At 57.0% G+C, this 18,108-nt stretch carries 16 protein-coding genes; 4 read left to right on the top strand and 12 right to left on the bottom strand.

Annotation, left to right across the window (positions count from 1 at the left end):
* Positions 1 to 22: 22 nt before the first annotated feature.
* From atpE to rpmH, 12 genes are all read right to left on the bottom strand, one after another.
* The gene (atpE, locus tag J1D76_RS14855) at positions 23 to 280 is read right to left on the bottom strand and encodes a F0F1 ATP synthase subunit C (RefSeq protein WP_003097235.1); all 258 of its coding nucleotides are present in this window, start codon (positions 278 to 280) and stop codon (positions 23 to 25) included.
* Between the two features lie 132 nt (positions 281 to 412).
* A complete protein-coding gene (gene atpB, locus J1D76_RS14850; RefSeq protein ID WP_421139024.1) occupies positions 413 to 1,282 on the bottom strand; it encodes a F0F1 ATP synthase subunit A in 870 nt (289 codons plus the stop codon).
* Positions 1,283 to 1,298: 16 nt separating this feature from the next.
* Entirely contained in the window at positions 1,299 to 1,706 is a 408-nt protein-coding gene (locus tag J1D76_RS14845; RefSeq protein ID WP_085723554.1) for a F0F1 ATP synthase subunit I, read from the bottom strand.
* Positions 1,707 to 1,854: 148 nt separating this feature from the next.
* Positions 1,855 to 2,727, bottom strand: coding sequence for a ParB/RepB/Spo0J family partition protein (locus tag J1D76_RS14840; protein ID WP_421139023.1), 873 nt, complete (start codon positions 2,725 to 2,727; stop codon positions 1,855 to 1,857).
* A 9-nt stretch (positions 2,728 to 2,736) separates the two neighbouring features.
* Positions 2,737 to 3,534, bottom strand: a complete 798-nt coding sequence (locus J1D76_RS14835) for a ParA family protein (RefSeq protein ID WP_007969897.1) — start codon at positions 3,532 to 3,534, stop codon at positions 2,737 to 2,739.
* A gap of 18 nt (positions 3,535 to 3,552) precedes the next feature.
* The gene (gene rsmG / locus J1D76_RS14830) at positions 3,553 to 4,197 is read right to left on the bottom strand and encodes a 16S rRNA (guanine(527)-N(7))-methyltransferase RsmG (protein WP_421139022.1); all 645 of its coding nucleotides are present in this window, start codon (positions 4,195 to 4,197) and stop codon (positions 3,553 to 3,555) included.
* Complete coding sequence (gene mnmG, locus J1D76_RS14825; RefSeq protein WP_421139021.1) at positions 4,194 to 6,092, bottom strand: tRNA uridine-5-carboxymethylaminomethyl(34) synthesis enzyme MnmG; 1,899 nt, start codon at positions 6,090 to 6,092, stop codon at positions 4,194 to 4,196. The genes rsmG and mnmG overlap by 4 nt, the downstream gene beginning before the upstream one ends.
* A gap of 550 nt (positions 6,093 to 6,642) precedes the next feature.
* The gene (mnmE, locus tag J1D76_RS14820) at positions 6,643 to 8,013 is read right to left on the bottom strand and encodes a tRNA uridine-5-carboxymethylaminomethyl(34) synthesis GTPase MnmE (RefSeq protein WP_421139020.1); all 1,371 of its coding nucleotides are present in this window, start codon (positions 8,011 to 8,013) and stop codon (positions 6,643 to 6,645) included.
* Positions 8,014 to 8,092: 79 nt separating this feature from the next.
* Entirely contained in the window at positions 8,093 to 9,772 is a 1,680-nt protein-coding gene (gene yidC, locus J1D76_RS14815) for a membrane protein insertase YidC (RefSeq protein ID WP_421139019.1), read from the bottom strand.
* Between the two features lie 2 nt (positions 9,773 to 9,774).
* Positions 9,775 to 10,020 carry a membrane protein insertion efficiency factor YidD gene (yidD, locus tag J1D76_RS14810; RefSeq protein WP_010207715.1) on the bottom strand — a complete coding sequence of 82 codons (246 nt, stop codon included), beginning with the start codon at positions 10,018 to 10,020 and terminating at the stop codon, positions 9,775 to 9,777.
* Positions 10,013 to 10,414 carry a ribonuclease P protein component gene (gene rnpA, locus J1D76_RS14805; RefSeq protein ID WP_421139104.1) on the bottom strand — a complete coding sequence of 134 codons (402 nt, stop codon included), beginning with the start codon at positions 10,412 to 10,414 and terminating at the stop codon, positions 10,013 to 10,015. Before rnpA ends, yidD begins: the two co-directional genes overlap by 8 nt.
* A 16-nt stretch (positions 10,415 to 10,430) precedes the next feature.
* Entirely contained in the window at positions 10,431 to 10,565 is a 135-nt protein-coding gene (gene rpmH, locus J1D76_RS14800) for a 50S ribosomal protein L34 (protein WP_003213577.1), read from the bottom strand.
* Positions 10,566 to 11,131: 566 nt separating this feature from the next.
* Between rpmH and dnaA the strand changes: the two genes are divergently transcribed.
* The 4 genes from dnaA (at position 11,132) to gyrB (ending at position 17,502) form a co-directional block, all read left to right on the top strand.
* On the top strand, positions 11,132 to 12,655 hold the full coding sequence (dnaA, locus tag J1D76_RS14795; RefSeq protein WP_421139018.1) for a chromosomal replication initiator protein DnaA: 1,524 nt from the start codon (positions 11,132 to 11,134) through the stop codon (positions 12,653 to 12,655).
* Positions 12,656 to 12,690: 35 nt separating this feature from the next.
* Positions 12,691 to 13,794: a DNA polymerase III subunit beta gene (gene dnaN / locus J1D76_RS14790; protein WP_007969885.1), complete on the top strand. Its 1,104-nt coding sequence runs from the start codon at positions 12,691 to 12,693 to the stop codon at positions 13,792 to 13,794.
* Between the two features lie 181 nt (positions 13,795 to 13,975).
* Positions 13,976 to 15,079: a DNA replication/repair protein RecF gene (recF, locus tag J1D76_RS14785; RefSeq protein ID WP_421139017.1), complete on the top strand. Its 1,104-nt coding sequence runs from the start codon at positions 13,976 to 13,978 to the stop codon at positions 15,077 to 15,079.
* A gap of 5 nt (positions 15,080 to 15,084) precedes the next feature.
* Positions 15,085 to 17,502 (top strand): DNA topoisomerase (ATP-hydrolyzing) subunit B, encoded by a 2,418-nt coding sequence (gyrB, locus tag J1D76_RS14780; protein WP_095943029.1) that lies wholly within the window; start codon positions 15,085 to 15,087, stop codon positions 17,500 to 17,502.
* Positions 17,503 to 18,108: the final 606 nt, after the last annotated feature.

Below are 18,108 nucleotides of genomic sequence, written 5' to 3'. Positions count from 1 at the left end.
ATTACCCGGAAGATCCGAGTAATTAGCCAGCGATCTGACCAACGAACGGGTTCGCAAAGGTGAAGAACAGAGCGATACCAACACCGATCATGGTTACGGCGTCGAGCAGACCGGCAACGATGAACATTTTAACTTGCAGCATTGGAACCATTTCTGGCTGACGCGCTGCGCCTTCCAGGAACTTGCCGCCCAGCAGGCCGAAACCAATTGCGGTACCCAGTGCGCCCAGGCCGATCAACAGTGCAACAGCGATAGCGGTTAGACCAACTACAGTTTCCATCTTTCCTCCCGACTTTTACGTCGTATGGTTTAGGTTTTTTTAATTTAAAGCGGTAAAACAAATCGTTTCAGAGGCCCCGAAGAGCCCCTTCCCGTTTGACCGGGAAGGACATCAGACTAGTCGAGACTGGTCTTAATGGTTTTCTTCGTGCGCCATCGACAGGTAGACGATGGTCAGCATCATGAAGATGAACGCCTGCAGGGTGATGATCAGGATGTGGAACACAGCCCACGCCCACTGCAGGACAACACCCAGGCCACTGAGCCACAGCAGACCGCTGCCGAACATCACGGCGATCAGGATGAACACCAGCTCGCCGGCATACATGTTGCCGAACAGACGCAGCGCCAGGGAGATCGGCTTGGCGATCAGGGTCACGAATTCCAGCAGGAAGTTCACCGGGATCAGCAGGGCTTGAACGAAGATGTTCTTGCTGCCGAACGGGTGCAGGGTCAGTTCGCCGATGAAGCCGCCGATGCCCTTGACCTTGATGCTATAGAAAATGATCAGTGCGAACACCGACAACGCCATGCCCAGGGTCGCGTTCGGGTCGGTAGTCGACACGGCACGGAACGGGATGTGGTGGTCGCCGGAGATCAGGATGGCCAGCTGAGGAATCCAGTCGACCGGTACCAGGTCGACGGCGTTCATCAGGAACACCCAGACGAAGATGGTCAGTGCCAGCGGTGCAATCACCGGGCTACGGCCATGGAAGCTGTCTTTCACGCTGCCATCGACGAATTCGACCAATACTTCAACGAAGTTCTGCAGAGCACCAGGCTGACCGGAAGTCGCTTTCTTTGCCGCCAAGCGGAAAAGAAGAACGAAGATCAGACCCAAAGCGACCGACCAGCCGAGGGTATCGACGTGGAAAGCCCAGAAGCCCATTTCCTTGGCCTCTGCTGCGGTGTGGGCAAAGCCCCAGCCGCCGGTAGGGTGCTGACCGAAAGTCAGGTTCTGCAAGTGGTGCTGGATATAGCCCGAAGCGGTTGTTTCTGCCATGGTTGCCTCAAACGCCCTAAGGTCTCGAAAGTCTTGTTCTCATCAGCAGGGGAGCGAACCAGCTGACCAGTTGGGTCAGCACGAAGACGCCGAATACAGCCAGCGGCGCCAGTGGCTTCACACCTGCGAACGTCAATGCAAAAAGCACCGCCGTCAAAATCAGTTTGCCCGCCTCGCCGGCATAAAAAGACCGGACGATGGCTTGAGCTGCCCGGGCGCCGGAAAACCGAAATGCCCTGTGAGCGAAATAAACATTGGGAAGCAAGGCTATCAGGCCTCCGCAGAGTCCCGAGTACCCGGCAACGACTCCATACCGTTGCCAGAGCGCCAGAGCGGCAATGAGCAAAACGACAAGTTGAGCCATTAACACCGGAAAAACTGCCAGGCGATGGAACGGCAAGCGGTTTGGCGTGCGGGTTTCCATCACTTTTACTCTCCAATGGTCGGCTGCCGAAATTCAATAACTTGGCATAATTTGTGCCGACAAAATGCGCGCAGAGTATAGGGGCGGTTCAGCCCCTATTCAACTGTCAGGTAGTGATTTCCGACTGCGCGCTACATGAGGAAATGTTTCAGCGAATATGTGCGAGTACGCCCTGGAGTTCATCCAGGGAGTTGTAGCCAATGACCAACTGCCCTTTACCCTTCTTACCGTGCCGAATCTGCACCGCAGAGCCTAGGCGCTCGGCCAGGCGCTGTTCCAGGCGAGCAATATCCGGGTCTGGTTTTGGCGCTTCAACAGGCTCCGGTTTGCCACTCAACCACTGGCGAACCAGTGCTTCAGTTTGGCGCACAGTAAGGCCGCGTGCGACAACATGTCGCGCCCCTTCAACCTGTTGATTTTCCGGCAAACCGAGCAAAGCACGCGCGTGACCCATTTCCAGGTCGCCATGGGACAACATGGTCTTGATGACTTCCGGCAGGGCAATCAGGCGCAACAGGTTGGCCACGGTCACCCGGGACTTGCCCACGGCTTCGGCCACTTGTTGCTGAGTCAGCTGGAATTCCTGCTGCAAGCGCTGCAGGGCGACCGCTTCTTCGATCGGATTCAGGTCTTCGCGCTGGATGTTCTCGATCAGCGCGATTGCAATCGCGGTTTCGTCGGGGACATCGCGCACCATCGCCGGGATGGTTTCCTGCCCGGCTTGCTGGCTGGCACGCCAGCGGCGTTCACCGGCAATGATTTCGAAGCGACCACCGCCAATCGGGCGCACCACGATAGGTTGCATGACGCCTTGGGCCTTGATCGACTGCGCCAGCTCTTCGAGCGCCTGCGGGTCCATGTCGCGACGCGGCTGGTACTTGCCGCGCTGGAGCAGGTCCAGGGGAAGGTGTTGCAGCTCACGCGAATCAGCCTGCGCCGCTTGTTCTTCCAGCGAGCTGACAGTCGGACCACTCAGCAGAGCATCCAGTCCACGTCCGAGACCTCGTTTCTTGACGGCCATGGGGATTCCTTAAGTTGCCTGAGCGGCGGCGATGCGTGAGTTTTTGCGTTGACGACGAACCATTTCGCCCGCCAATGCCAGATAGGCAACGGCGCCTCGCGAGGCTTTGTCGTACGCCAGCGCCGGCATGCCATAGCTTGGCGCTTCGGCCAGGCGGATGTTGCGTGGAATGACGGTGTCGTAGAGCTGTTCGCCGAAGTGTTCCTTGAGCTGCGCCGAGACATCGTTCATCAGGCTCAGGCGCGGGTCGTACATCGTGCGCAGGAGGCCTTCGACCTTGAGGTTCGGATTCAACAGTTCAGCGATACGCTTGATGTTATCCACAAGGTCGCTCAAGCCTTCGAGTGCAAAGTACTCGCACTGCATGGGGATAATCACCCCGTCGGCGGCAACGAGTGCGTTCAACGTCAGCATCGACAGCGACGGCGGGCAGTCGATCAGAATGTAATCGTAGTTTTCCCGGATCGGCGCCAGCGCGCTGCGCAGGCGGCTTTCCTTCATCTGCATTTCCAACAGCACGACTTCGGCCGCGGTGAGATCGCGGTTGGCCGGCAACAACTGGTAACCACCGTGTTCGGAAAAGTGCATGGCCTGGGCCAGGTCGCACTCACCGATCAACAGGTCGTAGACCGAGTTTTCCAGGCCATGTTTATCCACACCGCTACCCATGGTGGCGTTGCCCTGTGGATCAAGGTCGATCAACAGCACCCGGCGCTTGGTCGCGACCAGGGATGCTGCGAGGTTGATGCAGGTGGTGGTTTTGCCCACGCCACCCTTTTGGTTCGCTATCGCGAATACCTTAGCCATTCTTGCTTGTGTTCCCAATCATGCCGTGCGGCGCAGTATCAGCAGATGGCGTTGGCCTTGGCAACCAGGTACGGCCAGGGCGTGTTCGCTATCGAGGTGGAAGTCTGTCGGCAATGCTACCAGCTCATCGGCCGGATGAACGCCCTTCATTGCCAGCCAGCGTGTTTCAGTGTCGCCGAGGTGGCGGGTCCAGTTGCTGAAGTTTTCCATGCTGCTGAACGCCCGGGAAATGATCCCGTTGAACGGCTGGGCAGGCTGGAAGGCTTCGACGCGACTGTGGATAACTTGCAGGTTATCCAGTTTGAGTTCGAGTTTGACCTGGGTCAGGAAGCGGGTTTTCTTGCCGTTGCTGTCCAGGCACGTCACCTGGGACGCGGGAAACAGGATGGCCAGCGGGATGCCTGGCATGCCGCCGCCACTGCCAACGTCGAGCCAGCGACCGTTTTCGATGAACGACATCACGCTCAGGCTATCGAGCAAATGACGCGACACCATTTCGTCGGGATCACGCACCGCGGTCAGGTTGTAAGCCTTGTTCCATTTGATCAACAGGGCCAGATAACCCAGCAGCTGCGCGTGCTGGGTTTCTGTCAGCGTGACACCGAGTTGGCGAGCACCTGTGGATAACTCTTCTGCGTGTTGCGAAGTGACCAACGAACTCAAGCGCTTTGCTCCAACTGACGGCCCGCGCCGCGTTTTTTCAAGTGAATCATCAACAGCGAAATGGCTGCCGGGGTGACGCCCGGGATCCGCGAGGCCTGGCCCAGGGTCTCAGGACGGGTCGCGCCGAGCTTGCTCTGGATCTCTTTCGAGAGACCGGAAATGTTCGTGTAATCGATATCCACAGGCAGTTTGGTGTCTTCGCTGGCGCGCAGGCGGGCGATTTCATCCTGTTGACGATCGATGTAGCCGGCGTACTTGGTCTTGATCTCGACCTGCTCGGCGACCTGTGGATCTTCTGCGCCCCCACCGGTCACGGCAATCAGACCAGCGTAGTCGATTTCCGGACGGCTCAAGAGATTGAGCAGGTTGTATTCGTGGGTCAGCGGCGTGCCGAATTTTTCGGCAATCGCATCGCCCTGCTCAGTGCCCGGGCGTACCCAGGTGCTTTTCAGGCGCTGCTCTTCCAGATCGATGCTTTCGCGTTTTTTGCAGAACGCTGCCCAGCGCGCGTCATCGACCAGACCCAGTTCGCGACCTTTTTCGGTCAAGCGCAGGTCAGCGTTGTCCTCGCGCAGGATCAGACGGTATTCGGCACGGGAGGTGAACATCCGGTACGGTTCTTGGGTACCGAGGGTAATCAGGTCGTCGACCAACACGCCGATGTACGCCTCGTCGCGACGCGGACACCAGGCGTCTTTGCCTTGCGCACGCAGTGCGGCGTTGGTCCCGGCCAGTAAACCCTGGGCGCCGGCTTCTTCGTAACCGGTGGTGCCGTTGATTTGCCCGGCAAAGAACAGGCCGCCGATCACTTTCGTTTCCAGGCTGTACTTCAGGTCACGCGGATCGAAGTAGTCGTACTCGATGGCGTAGCCCGGACGCACGATGTGCGCGTTTTCCATGCCGCGGATCGATTGCACGATCTGCAATTGCACGTCGAACGGCAAGCTTGTGGATATCCCGTTCGGATACAGCTCATGGGTGGTCAAGCCTTCCGGCTCGATGAACACCTGATGGCTTTCCTTGTCGGCAAAGCGATGGATCTTGTCTTCGATCGACGGGCAGTAGCGCGGGCCGATCCCTTCGATTTCCCCGGCATCGGAATACATCGGCGAACGATCGAGGTTCGCGGCAATGATTTCGTGGGTGCGAGCGTTGGTGTGGGTAATCCAGCAACTGACCTGCCGTGGATGTTGTTCCTTGTTGCCCATGAACGACATCACCGGGATTGGCGTATCGCCTGGCTGCTCGGACATCACCGAGAAATCCACAGACCGGCCATCAATACGCGGTGGCGTACCGGTTTTCAGGCGACCTACACGCAATGGCAACTCACGCAGACGATGTGAAAGGGCAATCGACGGTGGATCACCGGCGCGGCCGCCGGAGAAATTTTGCAAACCGATGTGGATAAGTCCGCCGAGGAAGGTACCGGTGGTCAGCACCACGGAATCGGCGAAGAAACGCAGACCCATTTGGGTGACGACACCACGCACTTGTTCCTGTTCGACGATCAGGTCGTCAGCGGCCTGTTGAAATATCCACAGGTTCGGCTGGTTTTCCAGGATTTCGCGGACAGCGGCCTTGTAGAGAATCCGGTCTGCCTGTGCACGGGTGGCGCGCACGGCCGGGCCTTTGCGGCTGTTCAACACGCGAAACTGGATGCCGCCTTTATCGGTTGCCACGGCCATCGCACCGCCGAGGGCGTCGATTTCCTTGACCAGGTGGCTTTTGCCGATCCCGCCAATGGCCGGGTTGCAACTCATGGCACCGAGGGTTTCCACGTTATGCGTCAGCAACAGGGTTTTGACCCCCATACGAGCTGAGGCCAGTGCTGCCTCGGTACCGGCATGACCGCCGCCGATGACGATCACTTCAAAACGGGAAGGGAAATCCACCACGCACCTCGTGCCTGCTTAAGTAGGTAATTCAGGAATAGTTTGAGCTCAGGTTTTTGGACCTGGTCGACAAGTATAGGGACTTCGCCCTTCCTAAAGAACCCTTTGCACAAAATTTAACCAGCTGTGGAAAAGTCGGAGTTATAGAAATTAAAAAGAGAGAAATTTATTAAATCTTTGTTTTTATGTTTATTTCTATGCAACCTACTTTCTGTGGATAGATTGATACAGGCCTTTATTTTCAACGTGTACAGAGATTCAAAACCCTGTGTTCATGTGCCAATGAGGCCCTTGGATAACCGGTGTAAGCCTGTGGATGAAAGGGGTGGTTATCCACAGAGGCAGTTATGTTCAGTTTTGAGGCCCTGTTATCAACTGACCTTAGCCGCGGTTATTCACAGGGCTTAATCCACAGAAAAGCGTCGTTCAGTCGAATTCCGGGCACAGGCATTCCGCTCAAGCAGACAAAGTCCGCTCGGCACTGTCGGGTTATTTCACAAAGGATGAGAGCAGACAGGCACAAATGGCCTGTCTGAGGAGGGGAGTTGCGTTACTTGCCGATGCAGAAGCTGGAGAAAATCCGCCCCAGGAGGTCATCGGAACTGAAAGCACCGGTGATTTCGCCCAGCGACTGTTGAGCCTGACGCAGGTCTTCGGCCAACAATTCGCCTGCACCGGCCAGTGTCAGCTGAGCGCGGCCATGTTCGAGGGAGGCACTGGCATGACGCAGGGCCTCAAGGTGCCGCCGGCGGGCGCTGAAGCTGCTTTCTGAGGTCTGTTCGTAGCCCATGCAGGCTTTCAGATGCTCGCGCAGCAGATCCAGGCCTTCACCCGCGGACTTAGCACTCAGGCTGATGGTGACGTGGCCATCTTCGCTGACCTCCAAGGCAATGGCTTCGCCAGTGAGGTCGGCCTTATTGCGGATGAGGGTCACTTTTGCCGGATCCGGGCGGATTTCCAGAAACTCCGGCCAAAGTGCGAACGGATCCAGGGCTTCCGGTGCGGTCGCATCGACCACCAGCAATACCCGATCCGCTTCGCTGATGGCTTTCAATGCCCGTTCAACGCCGATTTTTTCCACATGGTCATCGGTGTCGCGCAGCCCAGCGGTATCCACCACGTGCAGCGGCATGCCATCGATGTGGATATGTTCGCGCAGCACATCCCGAGTGGTGCCGGCTATTTCGGTCACGATCGCTGCTTCACGTCCGGCCAGTGCATTGAGCAGGCTGGATTTACCGGCATTCGGACGGCCGGCAATCACCACGGTCATGCCGTCACGCAACAAGGCACCCTGCCCGGCCTCGCGCATCACGGTGGATAACTCGTCGCGCACCTTGTCGAGCATGCTCAACACATGGCCATCGGCAAGGAAGTCGATTTCTTCTTCCGGGAAGTCGATGGCAGCTTCGACATAGATCCGCAGGCCGATTAGTTGCTCGGTGAGGTTATGCACACGTGACGAGAAAGCGCCCTGCAGGGAGCGCAACGCGTTTCGCGCAGCCTGGGCAGAACTGGCTTCAATCAGGTCGGCAATGGCTTCGGCCTGGGCCAGGTCCAGCTTGTCGTTGAGGAACGCACGTTCACTGAATTCCCCCGGTCGTGCGAGTCGGCAACCCAGTTCCAGGCAACGCTGGAGCAACATATCCAGGACAACCGGACCGCCGTGACCTTGCAGTTCCAGCACATCTTCGCCGGTAAACGAATTCGGACCCGGGAAATACAAGGCGATGCCCTGGTCGAGCACCTCGTCGTTTTCACTGAAGAATGGCCCGTAATGCGCGAAGCGCGGCTTGAGCTCGCGACCACTGAAAGCCTTGGCGGCAACACTGGCCAACGGCCCGGAAATACGGACGATGCCGACACCGCCGCGACCTTGAGCGGTGGCAACGGCGGCGATGGTTTCACGAGGAACGCTCATAAACCGGTATCCAGACAAAAGTGACAGATAGCAAAACGCCCCACTAGGGGGCGTCTTGAGTGGTTATCCACAGTGTAAATCAGGCAGCTGCTTTGGTAGCCGCTTCGATCTTACGCGTGATGTACCACTGTTGGGCGATCGACAGGCAGTTGTTCACTACCCAGTACAGCACCAGACCGGCCGGGAACCACAGGAAGAAGAAGGTGAAGATGATTGGCATCAGCTTCATTACCTTCGCCTGCATCGGATCCGGAGGTGTCGGGTTCAACTGCTGCTGGATGAACATGGTTGCACCCATGATGATCGGCAGGATGAAGAACGGATCTTTAATCGACAGGTCGGTAATCCACAGGATGAACGGTGCCTGACGCATCTCTACGCTTTCCAGCAGAACCCAGTACAGCGAGAGGAAAACCGGCATCTGCACAAGGATTGGCAAGCAACCACCCAGCGGATTGATCTTCTCTTTCTTGTACAGCTCCATCATGGCTTGCGACATTTTCTGCCGGTCATCGCCATGTTGCTCTTTCAGCGCGGCCAGTCTTGGCGCCACTGCACGCATGCGCGCCATGGATTTGTAGCTGGCTGCCGACAGCGGGAAGAAAATACCCTTGATCAGCATGGTCAGGAAGATGATCGAGAAACCCCAGTTACCCACAATCGCGTGGATATGCTGCAGCAACCAGAAGATCGGTTGGGCGATGAACCACAGAATGCCGTAGTCGACCGTCAGTTCCAGGCCTGGGGACAACTGTTTCAGCACGGCCTGGCTTTTCGGACCGGCGTACAGGACAGCACTGGTTTCAGCCTTGGCACCTGGAGCAACTGTGATTGCCGGGCCGGTGTAACCGATGATGTAGTTGCCTTTGCTGTCTTTACGGGTCTGAACGACGTTGCTTTCACCCTTCGGAGCGACCCATGCCGTCACGAAGTAGTGTTGCAACCAGGCAACCCAACCGCCATTGACGGTTTCTTTGAGCTGCGCCTTGTCCATGTCCTTCATGGACACTTTCTTGTACGGCTCGGAACTTGTCCACAGGGCAGCGCCCAGGTAAGTCGCGGTGCCGGTGGCGGTGGTCGACGATGGATCGGCGCTGGCGTCGCGTTTCAGCTGGGCGAACATTGCACCGGTCCAGGGCTGGGCGCTCTGGTTGTCGATCAGGTAGGAAACGGTTACGTCATACAGTCCACGTTTCACGGTGAAACGCTTGATGTAGTTGACGCCGTCCTTGCTGAACTTCAGGTCCACGACCAATTGGTCCTGGCCGTCAGCCAGTTGATAAACCTTCTTCTCCGAGGAATAAACCGGACGACCGGCCGAACTTGCATCCGGACCGTTGGTGCCGATCAGGCCGCTTTGCGCCAGATACGTACGTTCGCCGCCGTTATCGAACAGCTGGAACGGAATTTCCGGGTGATCCTGACGACGCGGATACAGCGGCAGGGTCAACTGCGCAACATCGCCACCCTGTGGATCGATAGCCAGGTCCAGTACATCCGTTTTGATCTGGATGAGGTCCTTGCTGGCGGCCACCGGCGTTTCGGCTGGAGCGCTGGTATCACTTGCGGCGCGCGGAATGTCGTCACTGGCAGAAGCATTATTGCCAGTGGCGGTGTCCGGCAAACCGGATGTAGTCGTACTGGAAGCAACATTCTGAGTCGGCAGGGCAGCCTGGCCATAGTCCTGGTTCCATTTAAGAACCATAACGTAGGACACGATTGCCAGGGCGACGATCAGGATCGTGCGTTTGATATCCATGATTACTCGGCCATCGAAGAAGAACGGGAGGTAGGGATAGGTGGAACCGGGTCATAACCACCGGGATTCCACGGATGACAGCGACCTAAACGACGAAAGGTCAGCCAGCCACCGCGAAGAAGGCCATGATTTTCGATGGCTTCTAACGCGTAGCAGGAACAACTGGGGTAGAAACGACAGTGACTGGCCATCAGGGGACTAATGGCATAGCGGTAAAACTGGATCGGAACGAGTGCCAGTTTACGCATCTGGACTGTCTACCCCTACAGTTTCGGTTTTGACTGCTGGTACCGGCGAACTGCGAGCCAGACGCTTCCAGAGTTTGCCGAAATGCTGAATCAATTCGGGGTTTTCTACGTCACCCAAACCTTTGCGCGCGACGATAACAATGTCCCAGCCCGCCAGAGCATCCTGGTTCAGGCGAAACGATTCGCGCATCAGACGTTTGAGGCGATTGCGCTCGACGGAGAGCTTTACGCTCTTTTTCCCGATAACCAACCCGAGACGGGGGTGATCAAGATCGTTGTTGCGCGCAAGGAGCAGGAGATTTTTCCCCGGAACCTTGCCGGTAGGGGAGTCAAAGACTGCCTTGAAATGCCGGGGGGTAAGCAAACGCTTTTCCCGACTGAAGTCCTGACTCACCTCCAGTGCCGGCTTATCAAACTGCCAGACGCGCACGACCTTTGGCGCGACGACGCGACAGAACGGCACGCCCGTTCTTGGTAGCCATGCGAGCACGGAAACCGTGGGTACGAGCGCGTTTGATAGTGCTTGGTTGGAAAGTACGTTTCATTGTCGTGTTACCTGGTTCGTCCACAACGGGCCGGAATGGCCCCCGTTTTAAGAGACCGGGGATTCTAGAGAAAGCAAGCCCTCAGGTCAATTTCCAACCAACGTTTCCTTATAAATAGATCTCAAGCCGTTTTGCGCTGTGCAATCCACCGGTAGATATAAGAATAAGAAAGGAAAGTATTTAAAGCTTTTCTGTAAAGCTTATAAAAGCTAGGCTCGACTCGTTCTGTGGATAAGTCTATTCAGCCCTTGTTTTCCGTAATGTACAGAGAAGGACAACTACAGTGGAAAACCGTGTTCAGCCTGTGCTGCACTGTCGGATAACCTGTGTGTGGAAAGGCGCTTTATCCACAGGCGGGTTATCCACCGAGTTTCGTCCCCAGTTGTGCAAAGACCTTAACCCCGGTTATCCACAGAGCTTATGCACAGACCGCTGGTCGTCTTTTTTGCGTATAAAACGTTGATTCTTCTTGGTTGATGACCCAGCTACATGTGGATAAGTCAGCGTCTGGTCGCTACAATGGCCGCTTGTTTTTGCCTCACCGGCTTTCAACTTAGGGGATATCCGTGTCAGTGGAACTTTGGCAGCAGTGCGTGGAGCTTTTGCGCGATGAGCTGCCTGCCCAACAATTCAACACTTGGATCCGTCCACTACAGGTCGAAGCCGAAGGCGACGAGTTGCGTGTCTATGCGCCCAACCGATTCGTTCTGGACTGGGTCAACGAAAAGTACCTGGGGCGTGTTCTCGAGTTGCTCGATGAACACGGCAACGGCATGGCGCCTGCGCTTTCCTTATTAATAGGCAGCAAACGCAGTTCGGCTCCGCGTGCCGCGCCAAACGCTCCGTTGGCTGCCGCGGCCTCCCAGGCGCAGGCGGCTCAAACGCCTGCCAGTGCGCCACCGCCAGCACCGGCCGCCGCTTCGACCAAGCGTTCTACGCAAAAAGTGGCCCAGCTCACCGAGGAAGAACCGTCCCGCGACAGTTTCGACCCGATGGCCGGCGCCAGCTCGCAGCAGGCCCCCGTGCGTTCTGAGCAACGTACCGTGCAGGTCGAAGGCGCGCTCAAGCACACCAGTTACCTGAATCGCACGTTTACCTTCGAGAATTTCGTCGAAGGTAAATCCAACCAGCTGGCGCGCGCCGCCGCCTGGCAGGTGGCCGACAACCCCAAGCACGGCTACAACCCGCTGTTCCTTTATGGCGGCGTCGGCCTGGGTAAAACCCACTTGATGCACGCTGTGGGTAACCATCTATTAAAGAAGAACCCGAATGCCAAGGTCGTGTACCTGCATTCCGAGCGTTTCGTCGCGGACATGGTCAAGGCCCTGCAACTGAACGCAATCAACGAATTCAAACGCTTCTACCGCTCGGTGGATGCGTTGCTGATCGATGACATTCAGTTCTTCGCCCGCAAAGAGCGTTCCCAGGAAGAGTTTTTCCACACCTTCAACGCCCTGCTTGAAGGTGGCCAGCAGGTCATTCTCACCAGTGACCGCTACCCGAAAGAAATCGAAGGCCTTGAGGAGCGCCTCAAATCCCGCTTTGGCTGGGGCCTGACCGTAGCGGTCGAGCCGCCGGAGCTGGAAACCCGCGTGGCGATCCTGATGAAGAAGGCCGATCAGGCCAAAGTCGAGTTGCCCCACGACGCGGCGTTCTTCATTGCCCAACGCATTCGCTCCAACGTGCGTGAGCTGGAAGGCGCGCTCAAGCGCGTGATCGCTCACTCGCACTTCATGGGTCGCGACATCACCATCGAACTGATTCGCGAATCCCTGAAAGACTTGTTGGCGTTGCAGGATAAACTGGTCTCTGTGGATAACATTCAGCGCACCGTCGCCGAGTACTACAAGATCAAGATTTCCGACTTGCTGTCCAAGCGCCGTTCGCGTTCGGTCGCTCGTCCGCGTCAGGTCGCCATGGCGTTGTCCAAGGAACTGACCAACCACAGCCTGCCGGAAATCGGCGATGTGTTTGGCGGCCGCGACCATACGACGGTCTTGCACGCGTGCCGCAAGATCAACGAACTTAAGGAATCCGACGCGGACATCCGCGAGGACTACAAGAACCTGCTGCGAACGCTGACCACTTGATGAACACGCAGCTTATTAAGGCAAGGGACTAGACCATGCATTTCACCATTCAACGCGAAGCCCTGTTGAAACCCCTGCAACTGGTCGCAGGCGTCGTCGAACGCCGCCAGACCTTGCCGGTGCTCTCCAACGTGCTGTTGGTTGTCGAAGGCCAGCAACTGTCGCTGACCGGTACCGACCTGGAAGTCGAGCTGGTCGGTCGTGTTCAACTCGAAGAACCGGCGGATCCAGGCTCCATCACTGTGCCTGCGCGCAAGCTGATGGACATCTGCAAGAGCCTGCCGAACGATGCCCTGATCGACATCAAGGTCGATGAGCAGAAGCTTGTGGTCAAGGCTGGCCGTAGCCGTTTTACCCTGTCGACCCTGCCGGCCAACGATTTCCCGACGGTAGAAGAAGGCCCGGGTTCGCTGACCTGCAGCCTGGAGCAGAGCAAGCTGCGCCGCTTGATTGAGCGCACCAGCTTCGCGATGGCCCAACAGGACGTGCGTTACTACCTCAATGGTATGTTGCTGGAAGTGTCCGCTGGCGTGATCCGCGCCGTGGCCACCGACGGTCACCGCCTCGCCATGTGCTCGATGCAGGCCGACATCGGTCAGCCGGATCGCCACCAGGTCATCGTGCCGCGCAAGGGTATTCTCGAACTGGCGCGCCTGCTCACCGAGCCGGACGGCAATGTCAGCATCGTGCTGGGCCAGCACCACATCCGTGCTACCACCGGCGAGTTCACCTTCACCTCGAAACTGGTCGACGGCAAGTTCCCGGACTACGAGCGTGTGCTGCCTAAAGGTGGTGACAAGCTGGTACTGGGCGATCGCCAAGCGCTGCGCGAAGCATTCAGCCGCACCGCGATTCTGTCCAACGAGAAGTATCGTGGCATCCGTCTGCAACTGGCCAGCGGTCAATTGAAGATCCAGGCGAACAACCCGGAGCAAGAAGAAGCGGAAGAAGAAGTGGGTGTTGAGTACAACGGCGGCTCCCTGGAAATCGGCTTCAACGTGAGCTATCTGCTCGACGTGCTGGGCGTGATGACCACCGAGCAGGTTCGCCTGATCCTGTCCGACTCCAACAGCAGTGCGCTGGTGCAAGAGTCCGACAACGATGATTCGGCCTACGTTGTCATGCCGATGCGTCTGTAATCATGTTCAGCAGATGTTAGTGGCCTGTGTGGCTAATTCGTGCACTCAACTTCGGCGCCAGTACTTGCCAGACTGCGTTGCCATTCCTCGCCGTAGCGGGCAACGACTCGTCATGGCGCCTTGCCTTGGCAAGCCCTGGCACTCGAATTTGAGTACTCGAATTAACCGTACAGGCCACTAGATGTCCTTAAGTCGCGTCTCGGTCACCGCGGTGCGCAATCTGCACCCGGTGACCTTCTCCCCCTCCCCCCGCATCAATATTCTTTACGGCGCCAACGGCAGCGGCAAAACCAGTGTTCTGGAAGCCATTCACCTGCTGGGGCTTGCCCGTTCGTTTCGTAGCACCCGCCTGCTTCCGGTCATTCAATACGAGCAACTGGCCTGCACCGTGTTTGGCCAGGTTGAATTGGCTGAAGGCGGCAGCAGTGCGTTGGGGATATCCCGGGACCGCCAAGGTGAGTTCCAGATCCGCATCGACGGGCAGAACGCCCGCAGTGCTGCGCAACTGGCAGAGATCCTGCCACTGCAACTGATCAACCCTGACAGTTTCCGGCTACTGGAAGGTGCGCCTAAGATTCGTCGGCAGTTTCTCGACTGGGGTGTGTTCCACGTGGAACCGCGTTTCATGTCAACCTGGCAGCGCTTGCAGAAGGCCCTGCGCCAGAGAAACTCTTGGCTGCGGCATGGTACACTTGACGCCGTTTCGCAAGCGGTTTGGGACAGGGAACTGTGCCAGGCCAGCGCTGAAATTGATGAATACCGCCGCGCCTACATCAAAGCCTTGAAACCAGTCTTTGAACAAACCTTGAGCGATCTGGTTGAGCTGGAAGGCTTGACCCTCAGCTATTACCGCGGCTGGGACAAGGACCGTGAACTGAGTGCTGTGCTCGCTGGCTCCCTGCAACGGGACCAGCAAATAGGGCATACCCAGGCCGGACCACAACGCGCTGATCTGCGCCTTAGACTGGGCGCACATAACGCAGCGGACATCTTGTCCCGCGGTCAGCAGAAGTTGGTGGTTTGCGCATTGCGGATTGCCCAGGGGCACCTGGTCAGCCAGGCTCGGCGCGGTCAGTGTATTTATCTGGTGGATGACTTGCCGTCCGAGCTGGACGAGCACCACCGTCGCGCACTTTGCCGCTTGTTGGAAGACTTACGCTGCCAGGTCTTTATCACCTGTGTAGATCACGAATTATTGAGGGAAGGCTGGCAGACGGAAACGCCAGTCGCTCTGTTCCACGTGGAACAGGGCCGTATCACCCAGACCCACGACCATCGGGAGTGAAGGCATTGAGCGAAGAAAATACGTACGACTCAACGAGCATTAAAGTGCTGAAAGGCCTGGATGCCGTACGCAAACGTCCCGGTATGTATATTGGCGACACCGACGATGGCAGCGGTCTGCACCACATGGTGTTCGAAGTAGTCGATAACTCGATCGACGAAGCGCTCGCCGGCCACTGCGATGACATCAGCATCATCATTCACCCGGATGAGTCCATCACCGTTCGCGACAACGGCCGTGGCATCCCGGTGGACGTGCACAAAGAAGAAGGCGTTTCGGCAGCCGAGGTCATCATGACCGTGCTGCACGCCGGCGGTAAGTTCGACGACAACTCCTACAAAGTATCCGGCGGCCTGCACGGTGTAGGTGTGTCGGTGGTGAACGCCCTGTCCAAAGAACTGGTCCTGACTGTTCGCCGCAGTGGCAAGATCTGGGAACAGACTTACGTCCACGGTGTTCCGCAAGAGCCGATGAAAATCGTCGGTGAGAGCGAAACCACGGGCACTCAGATTCACTTCAAGCCATCGGCAGAAACCTTCAAGAATATCCACTTCAGCTGGGACATCCTGGCCAAGCGGATACGTGAACTGTCCTTCCTCAACTCCGGTGTCGGCATCGTCCTTAAGGATGAGCGCAGCGGCAAGGAAGAGCTGTTCAAGTACGAAGGTGGCCTGCGTGCGTTCGTTGAATACCTGAATACCAACAAGACTGCGGTCAACCAAGTGTTCCACTTCAACATTCAGCGCGAAGACGGCATCGGCGTGGAAATCGCCCTGCAGTGGAACGACAGCTTCAACGAGAACCTGTTGTGCTTCACCAATAACATTCCCCAGCGCGATGGCGGTACTCACCTGGTGGGTTTCCGTTCCGCACTGACGCGCAACCTGAACACCTACATCGAAGCCGAAGGCCTGGCCAAGAAGCACAAAGTCGCCACCACCGGTGACGATGCCCGTGAAGGCCTGACCGCGATCATTTCGGTGAAGGTGCCGGATCCGAAGTTCAGCTCCCAGACCAAAGACAAGCTGGTGTCTTCCGAAGTGAAGACCGCTGTCGAACAGGAAATGGGCAAGTACTTCTCCGACTTCCTGCTGGAAAACCCGAACGAAGCCAAGCTGGTCGTCGGCAAGATGATCGACGCGGCCCGTGCGCGGGAAGCGGCGCGTAAAGCCCGTGAGATGACCCGCCGCAAAGGCGCGCTGGATATCGCCGGCCTGCCGGGTAAACTGGCTGACTGTCAGGAAAAAGACCCTGCCCTTTCCGAACTGTACCTCGTGGAAGGTGACTCTGCTGGCGGCTCTGCCAAGCAGGGACGCAATCGTCGGACCCAGGCCATCCTGCCGTTGAAGGGCAAGATCCTGAACGTCGAGAAGGCGCGTTTTGACAAGATGATCTCTTCGCAAGAGGTGGGTACCTTGATCACCGCGTTGGGCTGCGGTATCGGCCGCGACGAGTACAACATCGATAAGCTGCGTTATCACAACATCATCATCATGACCGATGCCGACGTCGACGGTTCGCACATCCGCACCCTGCTGCTGACCTTCTTCTTCCGTCAGTTGCCGGAGCTGATCGAACGCGGCTATATCTACATCGCTCAGCCACCGCTGTACAAAGTGAAGAAAGGCAAGCAAGAGCAATACATCAAAGACGACGACGCCATGGAAGAGTACATGACGCAGTCGGCCCTGGAAGATGCGAGCCTGCACCTGAACGAAGAAGCTCCTGGCATCTCCGGTGAAGCGCTTGAGCGTCTGGTGACTGATTTCCGTCTGGTGATGAAGACCCTCAAGCGTCTGTCGCGCCTGTACCCGCAGGAGCTGACCGAGCACTTCATCTACCTGCCAGCGGTGAGCATGGAGCAGCTGTCCGATCACGCAGCAATGCAAGATTGGCTGGCTCAGTACGAAGTTCGCTTGCGCACCGTCGAGAAGTCCGGCCTGGTTTACAAAGCCAGCCTGCGTGAAGATCGTGAACGTAACGTCTGGCTGCCAGAGGTCGAACTGATCTCCCACGGCCTGTCGAACTACGTCACCTTCAACCGGGACTTCTTCGGCAGTAACGATTACAAGACGGTCGTTTCGCTAGGCGCCCAACTGAGCACCCTGCTGGACGACGGCGCGTACATCCAGCGTGGTGAGCGCAAGAAGCCGGTGACCGAGTTCAAGGAAGCCCTTGAATGGCTGATGGCTGAAAGCACCAAGCGCCATACCATCCAGCGATACAAAGGTCTGGGCGAAATGAACCCGGATCAGCTGTGGGAAACCACCATGGACCCAAGCCAGCGCCGGATGCTCAAAGTAACCATCGAAGACGCCATTGGCGCAGACCAGATCTTCAACACCCTGATGGGTGATGCGGTCGAGCCTCGTCGTGACTTCATCGAAAGCAATGCCTTGGCGGTGTCTAACCTGGACTTCTGATCCCGTCTGTAGGATCACAAAAAAGCTGCTGAAAATCACAATATGCTGCTTTCGCCGCGCTGAAAAAAAGGCCAACCCATGCGGGTTGGCCTTTTTTTGGGAGCTAGCTGGAGCCCTCCTCGCCCAAGAGCCATGCCCGTTGGATTGAGCAGTTCATGCAGACTGACAATTTCTCGTATAGGCGCCTCGCCTTCATTCCCCAAGATTCATTGGGATCATCACCGATGACGCGATCGTGCTGGGAGCTCCAATAGGCGTTTCGGCTGGAGAAATGTGTCGGAAGCAATTCAGTGGGGACCGCGTGGTGGATATCGTATGAAGGTATTCAGTTTGTTGTGGCGAAATGTTGGAGGGCTACTGAAGAAACTACGCATGCCCTGAGCATGGCGCAGGTTTACAGCTGGGCGATAGAAGCCGCTAAGTCAGGGTGAGGGCATTTGCGTGACGGCTTAACTCCTGAGGCGAAAACTTCGTTGAGCGCAAAAAGCCGATACTAACTATCTACAACTTATGTCGACTACACGTAAGACTAATCCTATTAGTGTTAGTTGTTAATCATTTGACGTAAGTTTGTCTGTGATTTCCCTATTAGGTTTAGGGTTTTCT

It is taken from the genome of Pseudomonas sp. NFX15, assembly GCF_049132105.1.
GTDB lineage: Bacteria > Pseudomonadota > Gammaproteobacteria > Pseudomonadales > Pseudomonadaceae > Aquipseudomonas.
This window is presented reverse-complemented; position numbering and strand designations above follow the sequence as displayed.

Excerpts from the sequence above, each read along its gene's own strand:
- atpE (WP_003097235.1), bottom strand. The coding sequence starts at position 280 with ATGGAAACTGTAGTTGGTCTAACCGCTATCGCTGTTGCACTGTTGATC.
- atpB (WP_421139024.1), bottom strand. The coding sequence starts at position 1,282 with ATGGCAGAAACAACCGCTTCGGGCTATATCCAGCACCACTTGCAGAAC.
- J1D76_RS14845 (WP_085723554.1), bottom strand. The coding sequence starts at position 1,706 with ATGGAAACCCGCACGCCAAACCGCTTGCCGTTCCATCGCCTGGCAGTT.
- J1D76_RS14840 (WP_421139023.1), bottom strand. The coding sequence starts at position 2,727 with ATGGCCGTCAAGAAACGAGGTCTCGGACGTGGACTGGATGCTCTGCTG.
- J1D76_RS14835 (WP_007969897.1), bottom strand. The coding sequence starts at position 3,534 with ATGGCTAAGGTATTCGCGATAGCGAACCAAAAGGGTGGCGTGGGCAAA.
- mnmE (WP_421139020.1), bottom strand. The coding sequence starts at position 8,013 with ATGAGCGTTCCTCGTGAAACCATCGCCGCCGTTGCCACCGCTCAAGGT.
- yidC (WP_421139019.1), bottom strand. The coding sequence starts at position 9,772 with ATGGATATCAAACGCACGATCCTGATCGTCGCCCTGGCAATCGTGTCC.
- yidD (WP_010207715.1), bottom strand. The coding sequence starts at position 10,020 with ATGCGTAAACTGGCACTCGTTCCGATCCAGTTTTACCGCTATGCCATT.
- rpmH (WP_003213577.1), bottom strand. The coding sequence starts at position 10,565 with ATGAAACGTACTTTCCAACCAAGCACTATCAAACGCGCTCGTACCCAC.
- dnaN (WP_007969885.1), top strand. The coding sequence starts at position 12,691 with ATGCATTTCACCATTCAACGCGAAGCCCTGTTGAAACCCCTGCAACTG.
- recF (WP_421139017.1), top strand. The coding sequence starts at position 13,976 with ATGTCCTTAAGTCGCGTCTCGGTCACCGCGGTGCGCAATCTGCACCCG.